The 20,821-nt window shown below is 73.0% G+C and carries 20 protein-coding genes; 15 read left to right on the forward strand and 5 right to left on the reverse strand.

Annotation, left to right across the window (positions count from 1 at the left end):
• Positions 1-924, forward strand: a complete 924-nt coding sequence (locus OOJ98_RS09260; protein WP_267054139.1) for a DUF2510 domain-containing protein — start codon at positions 1-3, stop codon at positions 922-924.
• Between the two features lie 15 nt (positions 925-939).
• Here the strand turns inward: OOJ98_RS09260 and OOJ98_RS09265 are convergent, their stop codons facing one another.
• Positions 940-2,142 (reverse strand): amino acid deaminase/aldolase, encoded by a 1,203-nt coding sequence (locus OOJ98_RS09265; protein ID WP_267054140.1) that lies wholly within the window; start codon positions 2,140-2,142, stop codon positions 940-942.
• A 184-nt stretch (positions 2,143-2,326) separates the two neighbouring features.
• On the opposite strand from OOJ98_RS09265, the gene OOJ98_RS09270 reads away from it, so the two are divergent.
• From OOJ98_RS09270 to OOJ98_RS09280, 3 genes are read left to right on the forward strand one after another with little or no spacing between them, the layout of a single operon-like run.
• Complete coding sequence (locus tag OOJ98_RS09270; protein ID WP_267054141.1) at positions 2,327-3,463, forward strand: hypothetical protein; 1,137 nt, start codon at positions 2,327-2,329, stop codon at positions 3,461-3,463.
• Positions 3,460-4,677, forward strand: coding sequence for a type VII secretion-associated serine protease mycosin (mycP, locus tag OOJ98_RS09275; RefSeq protein ID WP_267054142.1), 1,218 nt, complete (start codon positions 3,460-3,462; stop codon positions 4,675-4,677). Before OOJ98_RS09270 ends, mycP begins: the two co-directional genes overlap by 4 nt.
• A gap of 54 nt (positions 4,678-4,731) precedes the next feature.
• Positions 4,732-5,460 (forward strand): SseB family protein, encoded by a 729-nt coding sequence (locus OOJ98_RS09280; protein ID WP_267054143.1) that lies wholly within the window; start codon positions 4,732-4,734, stop codon positions 5,458-5,460.
• A 41-nt stretch (positions 5,461-5,501) separates the two neighbouring features.
• Here OOJ98_RS09280 and OOJ98_RS09285 read toward each other — a convergent pair whose 3' ends face one another.
• Positions 5,502-5,861 carry a DUF1844 domain-containing protein gene (locus OOJ98_RS09285; protein ID WP_267054144.1) on the reverse strand — a complete coding sequence of 120 codons (360 nt, stop codon included), beginning with the start codon at positions 5,859-5,861 and terminating at the stop codon, positions 5,502-5,504.
• 387 nt (positions 5,862-6,248) lie between these two features.
• On the opposite strand from OOJ98_RS09285, the gene infC reads away from it, so the two are divergent.
• The 10 genes from infC to OOJ98_RS09335 all read left to right on the forward strand — a co-directional run bounded on the left by infC (position 6,249) and on the right by OOJ98_RS09335 (position 17,226).
• Positions 6,249-6,917 carry a translation initiation factor IF-3 gene (gene infC / locus OOJ98_RS09290; RefSeq protein ID WP_267055576.1) on the forward strand — a complete coding sequence of 223 codons (669 nt, stop codon included), beginning with the start codon at positions 6,249-6,251 and terminating at the stop codon, positions 6,915-6,917.
• Between the two features lie 104 nt (positions 6,918-7,021).
• The gene (rpmI, locus tag OOJ98_RS09295; RefSeq protein ID WP_053723558.1) at positions 7,022-7,216 is read left to right on the forward strand and encodes a 50S ribosomal protein L35; all 195 of its coding nucleotides are present in this window, start codon (positions 7,022-7,024) and stop codon (positions 7,214-7,216) included.
• A 104-nt stretch (positions 7,217-7,320) separates the two neighbouring features.
• Entirely contained in the window at positions 7,321-7,704 is a 384-nt protein-coding gene (rplT, locus tag OOJ98_RS09300) for a 50S ribosomal protein L20 (RefSeq protein WP_003970214.1), read from the forward strand.
• 201 nt (positions 7,705-7,905) lie between these two features.
• The gene (locus OOJ98_RS09305; protein ID WP_267054145.1) at positions 7,906-8,760 is read left to right on the forward strand and encodes an RNA methyltransferase; all 855 of its coding nucleotides are present in this window, start codon (positions 7,906-7,908) and stop codon (positions 8,758-8,760) included.
• A gap of 66 nt (positions 8,761-8,826) precedes the next feature.
• Complete coding sequence (locus tag OOJ98_RS09310) at positions 8,827-9,939, forward strand: ATP-binding protein (protein WP_267054146.1); 1,113 nt, start codon at positions 8,827-8,829, stop codon at positions 9,937-9,939.
• 172 nt (positions 9,940-10,111) lie between these two features.
• Positions 10,112-11,233: a phenylalanine--tRNA ligase subunit alpha gene (pheS, locus tag OOJ98_RS09315; protein WP_267054147.1), complete on the forward strand. Its 1,122-nt coding sequence runs from the start codon at positions 10,112-10,114 to the stop codon at positions 11,231-11,233.
• Positions 11,233-13,761, forward strand: coding sequence for a phenylalanine--tRNA ligase subunit beta (pheT, locus tag OOJ98_RS09320; protein WP_267054148.1), 2,529 nt, complete (start codon positions 11,233-11,235; stop codon positions 13,759-13,761). Before pheS ends, pheT begins: the two co-directional genes overlap by 1 nt.
• A 216-nt stretch (positions 13,762-13,977) precedes the next feature.
• Complete coding sequence (locus OOJ98_RS09325; RefSeq protein WP_267054149.1) at positions 13,978-15,051, forward strand: PP2C family protein-serine/threonine phosphatase; 1,074 nt, start codon at positions 13,978-13,980, stop codon at positions 15,049-15,051.
• 246 nt (positions 15,052-15,297) lie between these two features.
• Complete coding sequence (locus tag OOJ98_RS09330) at positions 15,298-16,638, forward strand: transcriptional regulator (protein WP_267054150.1); 1,341 nt, start codon at positions 15,298-15,300, stop codon at positions 16,636-16,638.
• A gap of 51 nt (positions 16,639-16,689) precedes the next feature.
• The gene (locus tag OOJ98_RS09335; RefSeq protein ID WP_267054151.1) at positions 16,690-17,226 is read left to right on the forward strand and encodes an NUDIX domain-containing protein; all 537 of its coding nucleotides are present in this window, start codon (positions 16,690-16,692) and stop codon (positions 17,224-17,226) included.
• A gap of 21 nt (positions 17,227-17,247) precedes the next feature.
• On the opposite strand, the gene OOJ98_RS09340 is transcribed toward OOJ98_RS09335, so the two are convergent.
• Positions 17,248-17,505 carry a hypothetical protein gene (locus OOJ98_RS09340; protein WP_267054152.1) on the reverse strand — a complete coding sequence of 86 codons (258 nt, stop codon included), beginning with the start codon at positions 17,503-17,505 and terminating at the stop codon, positions 17,248-17,250.
• A 191-nt stretch (positions 17,506-17,696) separates the two neighbouring features.
• Positions 17,697-18,557 (reverse strand): 3-hydroxybutyryl-CoA dehydrogenase, encoded by an 861-nt coding sequence (locus tag OOJ98_RS09345; protein ID WP_267054153.1) that lies wholly within the window; start codon positions 18,555-18,557, stop codon positions 17,697-17,699.
• A gap of 139 nt (positions 18,558-18,696) precedes the next feature.
• Between OOJ98_RS09345 and OOJ98_RS09350 the strand changes: the two genes are divergently transcribed.
• A complete protein-coding gene (locus OOJ98_RS09350) occupies positions 18,697-20,022 on the forward strand; it encodes a glycoside hydrolase family 10 protein (RefSeq protein ID WP_267054154.1) in 1,326 nt (441 codons plus the stop codon).
• Positions 20,023-20,038: 16 nt separating this feature from the next.
• Here the strand turns inward: OOJ98_RS09350 and OOJ98_RS09355 are convergent, their stop codons facing one another.
• Entirely contained in the window at positions 20,039-20,767 is a 729-nt protein-coding gene (locus OOJ98_RS09355; RefSeq protein WP_267054155.1) for a TetR/AcrR family transcriptional regulator, read from the reverse strand.
• Positions 20,768-20,821 lie beyond the last annotated feature (54 nt).

Genomic DNA, 20,821 nt, shown 5'->3' on the forward strand with positions numbered 1-20,821 from the left:
ATGACCATGACGACCCCGCCCGGCTGGTACCCGGACCCGGGCGCGCCCGGCACCGAGCGCTGGTGGGACGGCGCGGCCTGGACCGCCCACACCAGGGCGCAGGCCGCGCCGGCCTTCGGGCCGCCGGGGCCCGTCGCCGTGGTGGTCGCGCCGCCCGCCGCGCGGCGCGGCCGGACGGCGCTCATCGGTGCTGTGGCCGTGGTCGTGGTGGCCGCGGCCGTCGGCGGGGCCGTCCTGCTCGGCGGGGGCGACGACGCGCCGCACCCCACGAGCGCGAGCGGGAGTGCCACGGCGCCGGTGACCGTCAAGTCGCCGTCCAGTAAGCCGAGTTCATCGCCCGTCGGTGCGGCGAACACCCTCGTCGACCAGCTCAACGGCATCACCCTGCCCATCCCGAGCGGCTGGGAGAAGACCGACGACCCGGTCACCGGACTCGTCACGATGGCGACCAAGGACACCTACAACTGCCCCGGCGACTCCGGGTTCTGCCCGTACGGCCGGGTCACCACGTCGACGGCCACCATGACCGACCTCACGACGCCCGAGGCCGTCGCCAAGAGCGACATCACCGACGCCGCCAACGACGCCTACGACCACGACGTGGTCGGCTCCCGCCCCTACAACGGGATCACCGCGCACCACGAGGTGAAGTCCGGCGCCGTGGTGGTCGACGGACGCACCGGCTACCTGGTGCGCTGGCAGGTCACGACCGGGGCCGGGCCCGGCGGATACGTCGAGTCCCTGGCCTTCCCCTCGACCGTGGGCAGCCAGGCCATGGTCATCGCGCGATTCGCCTTCGACGCCGGTGCGGACGGCCCCGCGCTCGCCCTCATGGACACCATCACCCGGGGCATCGCCCCCATCGGCGGCGCGGGCGGGCAGAACGGCGGAGCCGGCACCAGCCTGGCCCCGCCGTCGCTCTGAGCCCGGGGCCCCGGGCTAGAGGAACGTGCGGCCCTCGCCCCGGTACGTCGGCACGGTCGCCGTCACCCGGTCACCCTCGACCAGCCGCAACGCGTCGAACCGCTCGCACAGTTCGCCCGCCTTCGCATGCCGGAACCACACCTTGTCGCCGATCAGGAGATCGTCCGCGGGGGAGCCGAGCAGCGGCGTCTGCACCTCGCCCGCGCCCTCCTGCGGGTCGTAGCGCAGCCCCTCCGGCAGGTACGGCACCGGAAGGCGGTCCGCGCCGGGCGCGCCCGACGCCGGGTAGCCGCCGCCGAGCACGGTCACCACACCGACACCCGGGCGGCGCACCACCGGCTGGGCGAAGAGCGCCGCCGGACGCCCGCTGAACGACGTGTAGTTGTCGAAGAGCCGCGGCACATAGAGCCCCGAGCCCGCCGCGATCTCGGTCACCGCCGCCTCGGCCGCCGTGTGCTGCACACTGCCCGTGCCGCCGCCGTTGACGAACTCCAGGTCCGGCGCGACCGCCCGCACCGCGCGCACCACGTCCGCCCGGCGCGCCGCGAGCTCCCTGCGGGCCGCCGCCTGCATCAGACGGATGGCCCGCGAACGCAGCGGGCTGCCCGCCACGGCGTCGCCGACCCCGGCGACATGGCCCTCGTACGCCATCAGGCCGACGAGCCGGAACCCGGGGCGCCGGGCCACCGAGCGGGCCAGCTCCGCGAGTTGGTCCGCGCCGCGCAGCGGGGAGCGGCGGGCGCCGACCCGGACCCGGCCGCCGAACAGCTGGAGCGAGGTGTCCAGCTCCAGACAGACCCGCACCTCCTGTCCTCGGCCCTCGCGGGCCCGGTCCACCAGGTCGAGCTGCGCCGGGTCGTCGATCATCACGGTGACGGCCGCGGCCAGCTTGGGGTCTCCGGTCAGCTCGGTGAAGGCGGCCCGGTCCGCGGACGGGTAGGCGAGCAGGACGTCCTCGAACCCGGCCCGCGCCAGCCACACCGACTCGGCCAGCGTGAACGACATGAGACCCGCGAAGCCCGGCCGGGCGAGCACCCGCTCGAGGAGGGCCCGGCATCGCACCGACTTGCTGGCGACGCGGACCGGTTTGCCGGCCGCCCGGCGGACCAGGTCGTCCGCGTTGGCGTCGAACGCCTCCAGATCGACGATCGCCACGGGCGCATCGAGGTGAGCGGTCGCCCGGTCGTACCGGGCGCGGTCAGCGGCGCGGGGAGTCATGGCGGAAGCCTGCCAGAACCGGTTACCACAAGGTAGGGGTCGGCCGGTGCGGATGCCGCGCGACCTGGACCGCCGCACCCGCCGACCCCCGGACCGGTCTGCACCCGCACAGGATCAGCCCGTAGAGTGACGCCCGAGCACCAGAGGGCGGGACCGAACGGCAAGAGGGGCACGAGGGGGGCGGATGACCACCGACGCACGGCCCCCGCACCGCACCCCCCAACTGCCGCCGCCCGCACCCGAACCCGAGCCGGCGGAGCCCGCGCCGGGCGACCCCGCGCCGCAGGCCCCGACGGTGCCCGCGCCCGCACGGGCCGCCGACCGGCTGCGCTCCGCGCTCGACCTGATCGACCCGGGCCCGGTCCTGCCGGACACCCCGAAGATCCCGGACCTCCCGTACGCCCCGTACGTACCGGGGGTCGAGGACACCCCGAACACCCCGATACCGCCCGGGGCTTCGGTGCCGCCCCCTCCCGCGATACCCCCGCAGCCGGCCGCGCCGCCGCGCCCGCTGCTCCCCCCGGAACCCCTCTCCGACGAGCCGGGCCCGCTGCGGCCGGTGCCCCCGCGGCGCCCCGGGCGCATGGCGGCGGCCGCGATCTGCGTGGTCCTCGGCATCGGGCTCATCGGCGGAGCGGCCGCAGGTACCTGGCTTGACGACGGCTCCGACGGGCCCGCCGCCCACACCAACTACACCGCCGCCCGCGACCTGTGGCACAGCGTGCCCGTCGACACCCTCTTCCCCCGCACCATCCGCGGCACCGGCGCGGGCCCCGGTGGCGCCGACCGCCAGTGGACCCGCATCGGCGTCGCCCCGGACGGCGACTGCGCGGGCACGCTCGACCCCCTGCTCCTCAAGGTCGCCGCACCCGTCGGCTGCGTCCGCATGCTGCGCGCCACCTACACCGACGCGACGGCCAGCAGCGTGACCACCGTGGGCCTGGTCTTCACCCGCGCCGACCCCGCCGCCATGACCGCCCTGGCGAACCGGTTCACCACCGAGAAGCTCGGCGAACGCACCGATCTGCTGCCCCGGCCGTACGCCGTCAAGAACAGCCCGGCAGCCGCGTTCGGCGACAAGCAGCGCGCCAGCTGGACGGTACGGGTCCTCACCGACGCGCCCGTCCTGGTCACCGCCGTCTCCGGCTTCGCCGACGGCCGCACGGTGGCCACGCCGCAATCCGCCGAGCAGGCCACGGCGGACGGCGCGAACGGGCCCGTGGCCGAGGCGGGTCTGGGCCACGACGCCAAGGGCATCGCCGACACCGTGGAACGCGGCCTGCGCAAGAAGGTCGCCGCAGGTCCGGAGCGCACACCATGAGTGAACCAACGACCGGACGCTCCGTGCCGACGGCCCCCCGGCTGCGCCGCGCCGGCGCTCTCGGGGTGGCCGCCGCGGTCAGTCTGCTGCTCTGTGCCGGCCCGGCCCGCGCCGACGGCATACGGGACCGGCAGTGGGAGCTGACCGCCATGCACACCCAGCAGGCGTGGCGCACGTCCAAGGGCAAGGGCATCACCGTCGCGGTCCTGGACACCGGTGTGGACGGCAGCCACCCCGACCTCGCCGGACAGGTCCTGCCCGGCAACGACCTCATCGGTTTCGGGGCCGGCCAGGGCAGCCGCGACTGGGCCCGGCACGGCACCGCCATGGCCGGGATCATCGCGGGCCACGGCCACGGCGCGGGAGACCGGTCCGGCGTCCTCGGCATCGCACCCGAAGCCAGGATCCTGCCGGTCCGGGTCATCCTGGAATCGAGCGACCCGGCCCGCAAGCAGGCCCGCGAGACCAAGGGCGGCGCGCTGGCCCAGGGCATTCTCTGGGCCGCCGACAACGGCGCCGACGTCATCAACCTCTCGCTCGGCGACGACAGCGTGTCCGCACACCCCGAGCCCGCCGAGGACGCCGCGATCCAGTACGCGCTGAGCAAGGGCGCCGTCGTCGTGGCCTCCGCGGGCAACGGCGGCGACCAGGGCGACCACATCTCCTACCCGGCGGCCTACCCGGGCGTCATCGCGGTGGCCGCCGTCGACAGGTACGGCACCCACGCCTCGTTCTCCACCCGGCACTGGTACGCCACCGTCAGCGCGCCCGGCGTGGACGTCGTCATAGCGGACCCGGACCGCAAGTACTACGAGGGCTGGGGCACCAGCGCCGCCTCCGCGTTCGTCTCCGGCGCCGTCGCCCTGGTTCGCGCCGCGGACCCCGGGCTCACCCCCGCGCAGATCAAGAAGCTCCTGGAGGACACCGCCCGCGACGCCCCCGACGGGGGCCGCGACGACGCCCGCGGCTACGGGATGATCGACCCGGCCGCCGCCCTGAGCGCCGCGGCCAAACTGAAGCCGGCCGGGCTGCGGCCCGAGTCCGCCGCGTCCGGCACGACGTACTTCGGCGGCGGACCGGACGCCCCGGCCGCCGCCGACGACCCGTCGCGTCGGCTGGCCCCGCTCGCCGCGGGCGGCGGCGTCCTGCTGCTCGTCGCCGGCGTGGCGCTGTGGCGCTCGACGCGGGTCAGGACGCCGCGCGCGTGGCTGTGAGCCCGGCGCACAGGCCGTGACGGGACGGGCGCCCGGCCCGGTTAGGCTCGTGGCGTGGCGCTCAAGAACATTCCGGATTCCGGCTTCTCCGACGACGACGGCACTGCCGCCCCCGAACTGACCGAGGCCCTCGCCGCCTGGGCGAAGGACCGCTCGGCCGAGCCGCGGGTGCTCGCCGCGCTGCGCACGGCACGGCTGCTCGTGCCCGTCGTCGCGATGCTCGGCGAGAGCGAGACCGACGAGAACGGTCTGCGGCGCGAGAAGACCAGCGACATGGCGGTCCCCACCCTGAAGGCGGGCGGACGCACGGCGCTCCCCGCGTTCACCTCCATCGAGGCGCTGGCCCTGTGGGACCCGGCCGCCCGGCCGGTCGCGGTGCCGCTGCACCAGGCGCTCGCGGCGGCCGTGCACGAGAAGGCGGACACCGTGGTCATCGATCTCGCGGGACCGGTGGCGTACGAACTCAAGGGCGCGGCGCTGCTCGCCCTCGCGGAGGGGCGCGCCGGCACGGACCCGCTCCAGGACCCGGCGGTGCTGGGAGCGGTACGCGCGGCGGTGGCCGCGGTGCCCGCCGTGCTCCGCGCCCACCTCGGCCCCGGCAGCGCGGACGGCACGCTCGCCCTGGTCCTCTCCGACGGCGCGGAACCCGCGGCGGCCGGCCGAGCGGTCGCCGAGCTGCTCGCCGCCGACGAGACGCTGCGGGCCCGGCTCGTGCACGGCCTCGACCTGGCGCTGCTGCCGTCCGGGTCCCCACAGCCGAACGAGCCGCTCTTCACCCGGTGAGGGTGCGGAGCGGCCCGTTCGGGACCGTGCGGGGGAGCGGCTCAGCCGAAGACGGCGCCCGTGTACTTCTCGCCCGGACCCTGGCCCGGCGCGTCCGGCACGACCGACGCCTCGCGGAACGCCAGCTGGAGCGACTTGAGGCCGTCGCGCAGCGGGGCGGCGTGGAAGGACGAGATCTCGGTGGCCCCGGCGTCGAGCAGCCCGGCCAGGGCGTGCACCAGCTTGCGGGCCTCGTCGAGGTCCTTGTACTGGTCGCCCTCCTCGGTCAGGCCGAGCTTCACGGCGGCGGCGCTCATCAGGTTCACGGCGACCGTCACGATGACCTCGACGGCCGGAACCTCCGCGATGTCGCGGGCCATGGTGTCGAAGTCGGCGGTGTCTTGGGGGGGCGTCTCACTCATGCCCACACGATATGCGGTGTGCGGAGCCCCCTCCGCCCGCGCCTCCTCACGCGTGCTCGATTGGCCCCCGTGTCGGGTTGCTGCTAACCTTGTGTAACGACCGGCCAGGCACGTGTGCCCGGCCCACAAGTGGAGGCTCCGATCTCCCACCCGACCACCCTCACGGGAGGCGGGTCATCCGGTCAGGTGGCCCCCATCGTTCCGTACGGACGATGGAGCCGCCCGATGTGCGCCCCGCGGTGGACCCGCGGCGTGTGTTCCGGTTTTCTTGGAGCCCCGCCTGTGTCCGTCCGGGGCATTTTTTGTGCCTCGCGGCGGTTGGTCACGTCACTAGAGACATACGCGGCTGTCTGCCAGACAGTCGTGTGGTGCTACTGAGGAGGATCCATCAGCGCCGAGCCCCGCATCAACGACCGGATTCGCGTTCCCGAGGTCCGACTTGTCGGCCCCAGCGGCGAGCAGGTCGGAATTGTTCCGCTTGCCAAGGCCCTGGAGCTCGCCCAGGAGTATGACCTCGACCTGGTCGAGGTCGCGGCGACCGCCCGTCCGCCCGTGTGCAAGCTCATGGACTACGGGAAGTTCAAGTACGAGTCGGCCATGAAGGCCCGTGAGGCGCGCAAGAACCAGGCGCACACGGTCATCAAGGAGATGAAGCTCCGGCCGAAGATCGACCCGCACGACTATGACACCAAGAAGGGTCACGTCGTTCGGTTCCTCAAGCAGGGCGACAAGGTCAAGATCACGATCATGTTCCGTGGTCGTGAGCAGTCCAGGCCGGAACTCGGCTACCGACTGCTCCAGCGCCTCGCTTCGGACGTGGAGGACCTCGGCTTCGTCGAGTCCAGCCCGAAGCAGGACGGCCGAAACATGATCATGGTTCTCGGTCCGCACAAGAAGAAGACCGAGGCGATGGCCGAAGCCCGCGAGGCCCAGGCGGCCCGCAAGGCGGAACGCCAGGGTCTGTCGGCCCAGGCCGACGAGTCCGTCGAGGACGAGTCGACCGCCGAGGCGCCCGCCGCCGAGGCAGTGGCCGAGGAACACCCCGCCGAGGCCTGATTCCGGGACAGCCCGTTCCGGAAATCAAACCGACACACATGACGCTCCCGAGCGCCGGTCCCCGGACCGGCTGGGAGCGCCACTGACGAGGAGATAACGGCGCTATGCCGAAGAACAAGTCGCACAGCGGTGCCAGCAAGCGCTTCAAGATCACCGGCTCCGGCAAGGTGCTCCGTGAGCGTGCCGGCAAGCGCCACCTGCTCGAGCACAAGTCGTCCAAGAAGACCCGCTCGCTGACGGGCACGGTCGTTCTGGCTCCGGCCGACGCCAAGAAGGTCAAGAAGCTTCTCGGCAAGTGACGTTCCTCCGCCTCCGTTCACCGGAGGCGGAACGTCGAGACCGGGACCTATTCGATTTCGGGTCGTGTGAGTCCAACCACGGCCCCGCTACAAGGAGTTAACAAGTGGCACGCGTCAAGCGGGCAGTCAACGCCCACAAGAAGCGCCGGGCAATCCTCGAGGCGGCCTCCGGCTACCGCGGTCAGCGTTCGCGCCTGTACCGCAAGGCCAAGGAGCAGGTCACCCACTCGCTGGTCTACAACTACAACGACCGCAAGAAGCGCAAGGGCGACTTCCGTCAGCTGTGGATCCAGCGCATCAACGCCGCTGCCCGCCAGAACGGCATGACGTACAACCGCCTCATCCAGGGTCTGAAGGCCGCCAACATCGAGGTGGACCGCAAGATCCTGGCCGAGCTCGCGGTCAACGACGCCAACGCGTTCGCCGCGCTCGTCGAGGTGGCCCAGAAGGCGCTTCCGAGCGACGTCAACGCCCCGAAGGCCGCGTAAGCGCCCGACGGTTTGTTGAGCAGGACCGGACCCGCAGGCCGATGGCCTGCGGGTCCGTGCGTTCCGGCCCGTTCCCGGGGCCCGCTTTCGTCCGCGCGCTGTGCGTGGCCGGCCGCGCCCGCGCGGCGGAGCCGCACATCGGCACAGCACCGCGCCCCTGGCGGGGCTGCCCACGCCCCCTCGTAGAGAGACCGCGAGTACATGTCCAGCCCCGAGCTGATCTCCTCCCGCTCCCCCCGGGTCGCCGCCGCGAAGCGGCTCGCCCGGCGCAACTTCCGGGGCAAGGAACGCCGGTTCATCGCCGAGGGACCGCAGGCGGTGCGCGAGGCCGTCGAGCACCGCAGCGACGGCGCGCCCACCCTGATCGAGCTCTTCACGACCGTCGACGCCGCCGAGCGCTACGCCGACATCGTGAGCGCCGCCCTGGACGCGGGGGCCCGCGTCCACTACGCGGACGACGAGGTGCTCGCCGAGGTCTCCCAGACCGTCACCCCGCAGGGCCTGGTCGGCGTCTGCCGCTTCCTGGACTCGCCGTTCGAGGAGATCCTCGCCGCCAAGCCCCGGCTGGTCGCCGTGCTCGCGCACGTACGCGACCCCGGGAACGCCGGCACCGTACTGCGCTGCGCGGACGCCGCGGGCGCCGACGCGGTCGTCCTCACCGACGCCTCCGTCGACCTGTACAACCCCAAGTCCGTGCGCGCGTCGGTCGGTTCGCTCTTCCACCTGCCGGTCGCGGTCGGCGTCCCCGTCGAACAGGCCGTCCAGGGTCTTCGGGACGCGGGCGTACGCATCCTGGCCGCCGACGGCGCCGGCGAGGACGACCTCGACGCCGAGCTGGACGCCGGGACCATGGGCGGCCCCACCGCGTGGATCTTCGGCAACGAGGCCTGGGGTCTGCCCGAGGAGACCCGGGCGCTCGCGGACGCCGTGGTGCGCGTCCCCATCCACGGCAGGGCCGAAAGCCTCAACCTCGCGACCGCCGCCGCCGTGTGCCTCTACGCGTCGGCTCGTGCGCAGCGTGCTGCCACAGGGTGCCGCTCCGTCACCTCCTACTAGTAGGGTGGCGGGCCCGGGGGCCCACTCAGCGCTTCGGAGAGGTGGGATAGGGGGATGGCTGTCGGCATGAGCAGCATCGGCAACAGCACCGCGCTGTGTCCGTCCGGCCGTCCTGACGTCCTCGGCTTCGACCCCGACGACCTGCCCGACGGGATCGTCGTCGCGGACGACAAGGGACGGGTGGTCTGCTTCAACGCCGCCGCCGTCAGGATCACCGCGGTCGCGAAGCACGAGGCACTGGGTTTCCCGCTCGAACGGGCGCTGCCCCTGGAAGACCTCAAGGGCCGCCGCTGGTGGCAGCTGACCGACCCCTACGGCGGCCTCGCCATCCGGGTCGGCCAGCCCGAACGCAATCTGCTGCTGCCCGGCGGCCGTGAAGTGCTGGTCTCCGCGCGTTACGTACGCGAACGCCCGACCGGGCCCGTGCGCCGGGTCGTGGTCAGTCTGCGCTCCACCGAGGCCCGGCGGCGTACCGAACGCTCGCACGCCGAGCTCATCGCCACCGTCGCCCACGAGCTGCGCTCCCCGCTGACCTCCGTGAAGGGGTTCACCGCGACCCTGCTCGCCAAGTGGGAGCGGTTCACCGACGACCAGAAGCGGCTCATGCTGGAGACCGTCGACGCCGACGCCAACCGCGTCACCCGGCTCATCGCCGAACTCCTCGACATCTCCCGCATCGACTCGGGCCGGCTCGAAGTGCGCCGCCAGCCGGTCGACGTGCCGGCCGCCGTCGGCCGCCACCTCCAGGCCCACGTCGCCTCGGGCCAGGCTCCCGACCGCTTCCTGGTCCGCGTGCAGCACCCGCTGCCCGACCTGTGGGCCGACCCCGACAAGATCGACCAGGTGCTCGGCAACCTCCTGGAAAACGCGGTGCGCCACGGCGAGGGAACCGTCACCATTGAGGTGGCACCGGCACCGGTCCGCATCGACGAGCACGACGAGAAGGGAACGGCCGTCACCGTGAGCGACGAAGGCCCCGGCATTCCCGAGGAGTCGATGGGCCGCGTCTTCACCCGCTTCTGGCGGGGGAGCAAGCGCGGCGGGACCGGGCTCGGCCTGTACATCGTCAAGGGCATCGTCGAGGCGCACGGCGGCACCATCACGGTCGGCCGCGGCCCCGGCGGCGGCGCCCAGTTCCGATTTATCCTGCCCGTCGGCGCTCCCGCGTATCTCCAGTAGAACGCTTCGGGCCGCCCACGGGCGCATGCGTATTCCTTCACCCCGTTAGACTCGACCTTTGGCGCGTTTGTGTCCGCGCGCCATCGCGGTATCGCTGTCGCGGTCGCGGGGACCCCCGGCCTGGGGGCACCTCCCAGCGTGAGCTGGGGGACAATCGGAAGCACGGGAAGAAATGTCGGCACCCAATAAGTCGTACGACCCTGTTGAGGTCGAGGCGCTGAAACCGGAAGAGATCGAGCGCATGCGGGACGAGGCGCTCGCCGCCTTCGCCGCCGCGGGCGACCTCGACGCGCTCGCCCAGGCGAAGACCGCGCACACCGGCGGCACCTCGCCCCTCTCGCTCGCCAACCGTGAGATCGGCGCGCTGCCGCCGCAGGCCAAGGCCGCGGCGGGCAAGCTCGTGGGCATGGCCCGCGGCGCCGTGAACAAGGCCCTGGCCGCGCGCCAGGCCGAGCTGGAGGACGAGCGGGACGCCCGGGTCCTGGTCGAGGAGGCGGTGGATGTCACGCTGCCCCACGACCGTGTACCGGCCGGCGCCCGCCACCCGCTGACCACGCTCTCGGAGCGCATCGAGGACGTCTTCGTGGCCATGGGCTACGAGGTCGCCGAGGGCCCCGAGGCCGAGGCCGAGTGGTTCACCTTCGACGCGCTCAACATCGGCCCGGACCACCCGGCCCGCACCGAGCACGACACGTTCTTCGTGCAGGGGCCCGAGGCGGCCGCCAACTCCGGCATCGTCCTGCGCACCCACACCTCGCCCGTGCAGATCCGCTCCATGCTCGACCGCGAGCCGCCGGTGTACGTGATCTGCCCCGGTCGCGTGTACCGCACCGACGAGCTGGACGCCACGCACAGCCCGGTCTTCCGCCAGGTCGAGCTGCTCGCCGTGGACGAGGGCCTCACCATGGCCGACCTCAAGGGCACCCTCGACCACATGGTCGAGGCGCTCTTCGGCGAGGACATCAAGACGCGCCTGCGGCCGAACTTCTTCCCGTTCACCGAGCCGTCCGCCGAGATGGACATGGTCTGCTACGTGTGCCGCGGCGAGTCCGTCGGCAACCCGGACCGGCCCTGCCGCACCTGCTCGTCCGAGGGCTGGATCGAGCTCGGCGGCTGCGGCATGGTCAACCCGAAGGTGCTGACCGCCTGCGGTGTGGACGCCGAGAAGTACAGCGGGTTCGCCTTCGGCTTCGGCATCGAGCGGATGCTGATGTTCCGTCACAACGTGGAAGACATGCGAGACATGGTCGAGGGTGACGTCCGGTTCACCCGGCCGTTCGGGATGGAGATCTGATGCGGGTCCCGCTTTCCTGGCTGCGGGAGTACGTCGATCTCCCCGCCACCGAGACCGGCCGCGACGTGCAGGCCAAGCTGGTCGACTGCGGCCTCGAGGTCGAGACCGTCGAACAGCTCGGCGGCGGGCTCAAGGGCCCGCTCGTCGTCGGCAAGGTGCTCACCATCGAGGAGCTGGAGGGCTTCAAGAAGCCCATCCGCTTCTGCACTGTCGACGTCGGCCGTGCCAACGGCACCGGTGAGCCCCAGGAGATCGTCTGCGGCGCCCGCAACTTCGCGGTCGGCGACAAGGTCGTCGTGGTGCTGCCCGGCGCGGTGCTGCCCGGCGACTTCGCGATCGCCGCGCGCAAGACGTACGGCCGGACCTCGCACGGCATGATCTGCTCCGGCGACGAGCTCGGGATGGGCCCGGACACCACCGGCGGCATCATCGTGCTGCCCCCGGAGCACGAGGTCGGCACCGACGCGATCGCGCTGCTCGAACTCGTCGACGAGGTGCTCGACATCGCGGTGACCGCCAACCGCGGCGACTGCCTGTCGATGCGCGGTGTCGCCCGTGAGACCGCCATCGCCTACGGCCTGCCGCTGCGCGACCCGGCCCTGCTCGACGTGCCCGCGCCCAACTCCTACGGCTACCAGGTCAAGGTCGCCGACCCGATCGGCTGCGACCGCTTCACCGCGCGCACCGTGACCGGCCTCGACCCCGAGGCCCGCTCCCCGATCTGGCTGCAGCGCAGGCTGCAGAAGGCCGGGATGCGTCCGATCTCGCTCGCCGTCGACATCACCAACTACGTGATGATCGAGCTCGGCCAGCCGCTGCACGCCTACGACCGCACCCTGGTCGACGGCCCCATCGGCGTGCGCCGCGCCGAGGCCGGTGAGCTCCTCACCACCCTCGACGGCACCAAGCGCAAGCTCGACGCCGCCGACCTCGTCATCACCGACAACCGGGGCCCCATCGGCCTCGCGGGTGTGATGGGCGGAGCCAACACCGAGATCGCCGACTCCGTCACGGACCCCGAGACCGGCGAGGTCAAGGGCACCACCGAGGTCGTCATCGAGGCCGCCCACTTCGACCCGGTCGCCATCGCCCGCACCGCGCGCCGCCACAAGCTGTCCTCGGAGGCGTCCAAGCGCTTCGAGCGCGGCGTCGACCCGCAGGCCGCGGCGGCCGCCGCCCAGCGCACCGTCGACCTCCTCGTGCTGCTCGCGGGCGGCACCGCCGAGGCCGGCGTCACCGAGATCGTCTCGCCGTCCGCGCCGCGCAGCATCTCGATGCGCGCCGACCACCCGGACCGCGTCGCGGGCATCGAGTACGGCCGCGAGACCGTGGTGCGCCGCCTCCAGGAGGTCGGCTGCGACGCGTACGGGCAGGACGAGCTCGTCGTGACCGTGCCGTCCTGGCGCCCCGACCTCACCGAGCCGAACGACCTGGCCGAAGAGGTCATCCGCCTGGAGGGCTACGCCAACCTGCCCTCCACGCTGCCGAAGCCGCCCGCCGGGCGGGGTCTGACGGAGCGTCAGCGACTGCACCGCAGGGTCGGCCGCGCGCTCGCCGGCGCCGGGTTCACCGAGGCGCCGAGCTACCCGTTCGTCGCCGAGTCGGTCTTCGACCAGCTGGGCCTCGACGCGGACGACGCCAACCGCGCCGTCGTGAAGCTCGTCAACCCGCTCAGCGACGAGGAGCCGGCGCTGCGCACCACGCTCCTGCCGGGCCTCCTCGCCACGCTGCGCCGCAACGCCGGACGCGGCAGCCACGACCTGGCGCTCTTCGAGACGGGCCTGGTCTTCCACCCGTCGCCGACCCCGGGCGTCGCCGCCCGGCTGCCCGTCGACCGCCGTCCCACCGACGAGGAGATCGCCGCCCTCGACGCCGTGCTGCCCGTGCAGCCGCGCCACGTGGGCGCCGTCCTCGCCGGTGCGCGCGAGCAGGCCGGCTGGTGGGGCAGGGGCCGCCCGGCCGACTGGGCCGACGCCGTCGAGGCGGCGCGCACCGTCGCCGCCGAGGCGGGGCTCGAACTCGCCGTGGACCAGGGCCAGTACGGCCCCTGGCACCCGGGCCGCTGCGCCGAGCTGTACGTGTTCCCCGAGGGCGTCAAGACCCTCGTCGGGCACGCCGGCGAGCTGCACCCGCGCGTCGTCAAGGCGTTCGGTCTGCCCGCCCGCAGCTGCGCGATGGAGCTCGACCTCGACGTCCTGGAGCGGGCCGCCGAAGGTGTCGTGCAGGCCCCGTCGATCTCCACCTTCCCGGTGGCCACCCAGGACGTCGCGCTCGTCGTCGACGCCCGGGTACCGGCCGCCGCGGTGGAGAACGCGCTGCGCGCCGGCGCCGGTGAACTCCTGGAGTCCATCCGGCTGTTCGACGTCTACAGCGGCGAGCAGACCGGCGAGGGCAAGAAGTCCCTCGCCTACGCGCTGCGCTTCCGCGCCGCCGACCGCACGCTGACCGTCGAGGAGGCCTCGGCCGCCCGTGACGCGGCGGTGGCCCACGCGGCCGAGGCCACGGGCGCGGTGCTGCGCGGCGCCTAGCCCGCGGCGGAACGCAACGAGAGGGGCACACCGGGACTCCCGGTGTGCCCCTCTCGCCGTTCCCGGCCTCTCTCACTCGTTCGGGTGAGAACTCCGTTCGACCCGCGCACGGCGGCCCCCGCGATCGCAAGAATCGACCCGGCCGTGCGAGTCGGCGGGGCTCGGCCCCGCGGCCCGGTGCACCACAGCGCGCAGAGGCCGAGGGGGGCCGACGGCATGATCCGTACACCGGGATGGACCACGCGCCACACCGGCGCCCCGCGCGCCGGCCGGGCCACGGCCGTGCGCCTGGTGCTGCCGTCCTGCTGGCTGACGCTCGTCGTCGTCTGGCAGCTGGTGCGGCCCCCGGACGGCGGGAGCGGCGCGGCGCCGCGCATCGCCACCTGCCTCGCCTACCTGACCGCCGTGGTGTGGCTGGTCGTCGGCGTGCGGAGCGCGGCCGAGCGGGAGGTGCGGCGGATCGGGCACATCGCCGAGGCCGCCCAGCGCGTGCTCCTGAGGCCGCCGCCCGCGCGGCTCGACGGGATCGCCCTCGCGGCCGGACAGCTCTCCATGAGCCGGGGGGCGTCGGTCGGCGGCGACCTGTACGAGGCGATGGCCACCCCGTACGGCGTGCGCATCGTGATGGGGGACGTACGCGGCCACGGCCTCCCCGCGATCGGCGCGGTCGCGGCGCTCCTCGGCAGCTTCCGCGAGGCCGCCCACGACGAGCCCCAACTCGCGCGCGTGCTGCGGAGGTTGGACCGCGCGCTCGCCCGGCATCTGCGGGAGCGCTGCCGCGCCGAGCATCCGGCGTGCGGCGGCGGTGAACCGGAGAGCCCGCTCGCCGAGGAGTTCGTCACCGTCCTGCTCCTGGAGATCCGCGCCGACGGCGACGTGTACGCCCTCAACTGCGGCCATCCCTGGCCCTATCGGCTCGGCCCCGGCGCCGGACAGCTCGCCCCCGGCGACCCGCTGCCCCCGCTCGGTCCCTTCCCGCTCCCGGCCGACCTCGCGCCCCTGCACTGCGTCCGGCTGCGGCCGGGCGAGGCGCTCTGCCTCCACACCGACGGCGCCGAGGACGCGCGGGACGCCGCCGGGCGCTTCTTCGCGTTCGGCGAGGCGCTCGCCGAGGCGGCCCGCACCGCGCCGGTCTCGCCCGCGGCCGTGGTGGCCCGGGTGCAGCGCGCGCTGCTCGACCACACCCGGGGGCGGCTCTCGGACGACGTGGCGCTCCTCGTGCTGCGCAACGACCGGGTCCGGGTGCCGCCGCAACCGGTCGGCAGCGGCGCGGCCGGTGTTCGCCGCTGAGCTGGGGCGCCGCCGCCCTGCCGGGAGTGCCGGGCAGCGCGGACAGGGCGGACGGCGCCGTGAGGGCCACCGCACTTTCGAGGGGGAGCCGGCGGCCCGGTCGCCTCGGGGAGAGGCGGTACAGAGTCAACCGAATCCGGGCGCTCCTGGACAGAGAGCGCGGCGCATAAATGCGGGTACTCGCTTCACACCCCGTGTGAAGCGGGCTCCTCTACGCTGATGTCACCGAGCCGTTGGAGGGGCCCCATGCAGCCCAATACCCTGCTCGACGCGCTGGTGGACGAGGCGGGGATCTCGCACGCCGGGCTCGCGGCCCGGGTCAACCAGGCCGGGCGGGCCCGAGGCGTCACCCTCAGATACGAACACACCGCCGTGGCGCGGTGGTTGAAGGGTCAGCGGCCACGCGGCCAGGTGCCCGATCTGATCTGCGAGGTGCTCGCGGGCCGGCTGCGGCGCCGGGTCACCCTCGACGACGTCGGCCTCGGCGTGCCGGGCGAGCCGGCCCCGGTGCACGGTTCGCCGCTCGCCGGGTTCGTCGAGCGGGCCACCGCCCTGTGGCGCTCGGACGAACAGCAGCGCACCCACATACTCGACGCCCCGGCCGTCACCGGCACCCCGGCCGTCATGCCCGTCTGGGAGTGGGAGAACCCGCCCGAGGACACCGATGTCTCGCGCAACGGCCAGACGGCGGTGGGGGAGTCCGACATCGAGATGCTCCGCTCGGCGCGCGAGCACTACGAGCTGATGTACCGCAAGGCGGGCGGCATCGCGACCCGCTCCCGCATCGTCGGCTTCCTCAACGCGGAGACGGCGCCGCTGCTGCGCGGCGGCTACACGGATGCGACGGGACGCCAACTCCACCGCGCCACCGGCGGGTTGGTGGCCATCGCGGGCATCTGTGCCTACGACTCCAACGCGCAGGGGCTCGCCCAGCGCTACTTCCACCAGGCGCTGCGGCTCGCGAAGGCCAGCGGGGACCGGGGACTCGGCGCCTATGTCATCGCGCTCCTCGTCAACCAGTCGCTCTTCATGCGGGACTACCGCCAGTCGGTCGCCTTCGCGGAGGCGGCGCTCCGCGCGGCGGGCGGCCGGCTCAGCCCCGCCCTCGCATCCGATCTGCACGCGATGCAGGCCAAGGCGTATGCGCATCTCGGCGACGGCCAGAGCGCGTTGTCCTCGATCAGGAGCGCCGAGTCGGCGGCCGGGCGGATCCGGCCGGGCCAGGAGCCGGCCGAGACCGGCTACGTACAGCCGGGCCTGGTCAACGTCCAGGTGGCGGAGGCCCTGCTCAGCCTCGGCGATCTGACGGCCGCCCGTGAACAGGCCGCGCTCGCGGCCGACGAGCCCTGCCACGACAGGGGCAGGGTGCACCGCCTTGCGATGCTCGCGCAGATCGAGCTGCGGCAGGGCGACGCCGACCGGGCCGTGGCCACCGCGGTCGAAATGGCGGAGCGGGCCCGGGGGATGGAGTCGCAGCGATTGCGTGACCGGCTGCGCGTGGTGCGCGAGCACCTGGTCGAGAGCGGTTGCGCCGGCGCATCCGAAGCCGCCGAGCTGATCGACGGGGCACTTCGCGTTCCCCTGTGACCGTCAGCCTGCTGCGATATTGCCATCTACTTGTCGGAAGGTGGCAGAAACGTGCAGTGGACGAACCTGAACGAACAAACTGTGTACGAGAATCGCTGGTTCCGGGTCAACCTCGCGGATGTGGCGCTGCCGGACGGGCGGCACCTGGACCACTTCCTGATCAGGCTGCGGCCGGTCGCCGTGGCAACCGTCGTCAACACCGCCAACGAGGTGCTGCTGCTCTGGCGGCACCGCTTCATCACCGACAGCTGGGGCTGGGAACTGGCGGCCGGTGTCGTCGAGGACGGCGAGGACATCGAGGCCGCCGCGGCCCGCGAGATGGAGGAGGAGACCGGCTGGCGGCCCGGCCCGCTCAAGCCCCTGCTCACCGTCGAGCCGGCCAACGGGCTCATCGACGCCCGGCACCATCTGTTCTGGTCCGAGTCGGCCGAGTACATCGGCCACCCCCAGGACGACTTCGAGTCGTCACGACGCGAGTGGGTCCCCCTCAAGCTGGTGCCCGACATGGTCGCCCGGGGGGAGGTCCCGGCCGCCAACATGGCGGCCGGACTCCTGCTCCTGCACCATCTGCGCCTGGGTGACGGCTGACCCTGCCGGCGGGGACCGGCCCTAGTGACCGAGTGCCTGCCACACGGCGAGCGACAGCGCGCCGAGCGCGGTCAGCACGGTGAGGGCGGGGAGCGGCCACCGCAGGTGTTCGAGGGCCGCCACCCGTCCCACCGCCTCGGTCACTTCACGCTCGGTCTGCTCGCCCCGCAGGGCGAGCAGCGCGAGCTGCCCGTCCATGCGGGCCATGCCGACGTCCAGGCTGCGGCGTAACTCCGCCAGTTCGTCGACGGTGATCGGATGTCCCGGGTCGGTGGACACGGCTGACTCCTTAGTCCTGTTCGGACGTGCCATTGAGGTTGTTGGCCCAGAGTCAACTCGCCGCGCACCAGGGGCGGGAGCGTGTGCGATGGGCATATGCGGGCTCGCCGCGCACACCCGGTGTGCGCGGCACGAGCCCGGCCCACGCCTTTCCGACGTACGCCCGCGTATACAGACGTACGCCGTTTTAATCAGGCGTACGAGTAGAAACCGGACCCGGTCTTGCGGCCCAGACGTCCCGCGTCGACCATGCGCTGGAGCAGCGGGGGAGCGGCGTACAGGGGCTGCTTGAACTCGTCGTACATGCTGTCGGCGACCGAGGCGACCGTGTCCAGACCGATGAGGTCGGAGAGCTTCAGCGGGCCCATCGGGTGGGCGCAGCCCAGCTCCATGCCGTTGTCGATGTCCTCACGGCTCGCGATGCCCGACTCGAACATCCGGATCGCCGAGAGCAGATACGGGATGAGCAGCGCGTTGACCACGAAGCCCGAGCGGTCCTGGGCGCGGATGGCGTGCTTGCCGAGCACCTTCTCGACCAGCACCTGGGCGCGGCTGATGGTGCCCTCGGAGGTGGTGAGGGCCGGAATCAGCTCGACCAGCTTCTGCACCGGCGCAGGGTTGAAGAAGTGGATGCCGATGACCTGGTCGGGCCGCGAGGTGGCGACCGCGAGCTTCACCAGCGGGATCGACGAGGTGTTGGAGGCCAAGATCGCGTCCGGGCGGGTCACCACCTGGTCGAGGATCTGGAAGATCTCCGTCTTGACCTGCTCGTTCTCCACGACGGCCTCGATCACGAGATCGCGGTCCGCGAACTCGCCGAGGTCGGTGGTGAAGCTCAGGCGGGCGAGCGTCGCGTCGCGCTCCTCCTCGGTGATCTTGCCGCGCTCGGCGGCCTTCGAGAGGGAGTTGTGCAGCCGGGTGCGGCCGATCTCCAGGGCCTCGCCGGTGGTCTCCGCGACCATGACGTCCAGACCGCTGCGGGCGCACACCTCGGCGATGCCCGCGCCCATCTGGCCACAGCCCACAATTCCGACGCGTTCGATGTCGGTCACATCGTGCCTTTCGCTCTACTGCAGTCCCCGGCAGGTCCCCCGTGTGATTCCGGCGCCCGCCTCCGGCCCCTGACGTTACTCCGAACGCGCGCGTGCCCGTGGGGGCGGGGCGGGCACGCCGTCCGGTACACCTGGGCGCATGGCACCTGAGCGAGGGGCGAACGTGGGACGAATCACTCGGCGGGGCTTCGTCGCGGCCACCGCCGGAGCGCTGAGCGGGCTGATCACGGCGGGTGGCGCGGGCGCGGCCGACCGGGGGTACGCCGGGGCCGGTGCCCCGCACGGAACGCTGCACCGGGCAGTGCGCGCCATGGCGGACACCGCGCCGTCCCCGGCCGGCGGGCGCGCGTTCCGCGGGGTGTGGCTGGCCACCGTCGTCAACCGGGACTGGCCCTCACGACCGGGCCTGAGCGCGACGGACCAGCGCGCCGAGCTCCTCGCCCATCTGGACAAGGCGGTCGAGCGGCGGCTGAACGCCGTGGTGTTCCAGGTCCGGCCGACCGCCGACGCGCTCTGGGACTCGCCGTACGAGCCGTGGTCCCAGTGGCTCACGGGGGTGCAGGGCAAGGACCCCGGCTGGGATCCGCTGGGCACCGCGGTCGATGAGGCGCACCGCCGGGGGCTCGCCCTGCACGCCTGGTTCAACCCGTACCGCGTCGCGAACCACATCGACCCCACGCGCCTGGTGGCGACCCACCCGGCCCGGGTGCACCCCGGCTGGGTCGTCCCGTACGGCGGGAAGCTCTACTACAACCCGGGCCTGCCCGAGGTCCGCCGGTTCGTCGAGGACGCCATGCTGGACGCGGTGGCCCGCTACGACGTCGACGGCGTCCACTGGGACGACTACTTCTACCCGTATCCGGTGGCGGGCGTGAGCTTCGACGACGACGAGGCGTACGCCCGGTACGGCGCCGGGTTCGCGGACCGCGCCGACTGGCGGCGCCACAACATCGACCTCCTGGTGCGCGAGACGGCCGCCCGGATCAAGGCGGTCAAGCCCCACGTACGGTTCGGCGTCAGCCCGTTCGGGGTGTGGCGCAACGACGCGAACGATCCGCTGGGCTCGGCGACGACGGCGGGCGCCCAGACCTACGACGACCTGTACGCCGACACGCGCCGCTGGGTGCGCGAGGCGCTGATCGACTACATCTGCCCGCAGCTGTACTGGAACATCGGCCTCGCCGCCGCCGACTACGCGGTCCTCGTGCCGTGGTGGGACGAGGTCGCCCGGGGCACCGGCGTCGACCTGTACATCGGCGAGGCCCTCTACAAGGCCGGCGACCCGGCGCAGCCCGCGGCCTGGCAGGACCCGGCGGAGCTGTCGCGCCATCTGACCCTGGCGAAGCGGTACCCCTCCGTGCGGGGCCACTGCTTCTTCGCCGCGAAGGAGGTCACCGAGGACCGGGCGGGGGCGATGGCCCGCGTCGTCGCCGACCACTACGCGACCCGGGCCGCCCTGGTCTGACCCGCCGCTCTCCGCGTCAGGCGCGTCCGGCGCCGAGGTTGTCGACGATCAGGCCGAGGGCGAAGTCGAAGCGGTCGTGCCCCGAGCCCGAGGTCAGGTCGGCCGCGTGCTGCGTGATCATGGGGAACCGGTCGGCCGGCAGCGCCTCGAACCGGCCGATCAGCTCGTCCCGGCTGAGCACCCACGCGTGGTCCTCGTGCTTCTGCCGCCGCGCGAGCAGCGAGCGCTCCAGGGCGTACGCGCCGACGTACAGCGAGAGGCTGTCGATGGCCCACGCCGCGGTCCGCGGCTCCACTCCGCCGGCCAGCGCGATCGCGAGCATCCCCTCGTTCACGCGCAGCGTTTCGAGGTTGGTCGGCACCATCGCGAGCGCGGCCCGCGAGACACCCGGGTAGGCGAGGTACTGGTCGCGCAGCTGGGCGCAGACGTCGCGGATCTGGTCGCGCCAGAGCGCGGGATCGGGCTCGGGCAGCACGATCCGGGAGCAGAGCCGCCCGATGATCAGGTCGTCGATGTCGTCCTTGTTGACGATGTGCGCGTACAGGGAGGACGGCCCGGTGCCCAGGACGTGCGTGATCCTGCGGACGGTGAGCGCGTCGTACCCCTCGGTGGCGACGACATGCAGGGCGGCGTCCGTGATCCGCTCCAGCGTGATCGGCTCCTTGCGGGGGCGCGTCGGAGGGGTGTCGGCGGGCTGCTGCGCGTGGCGGGCGGCTCGGGCCCGCCGTGGCTGGTCGGACGGCATGGGTCCAGCGTAACGTGACCTGAACTTAGTTCGTCCGGGCCGTACGTGCCGACG

The organism is Streptomyces sp. NBC_00083, from assembly GCF_026343295.1.
Lineage (GTDB): Bacteria > Actinomycetota > Actinomycetes > Streptomycetales > Streptomycetaceae > Streptomyces.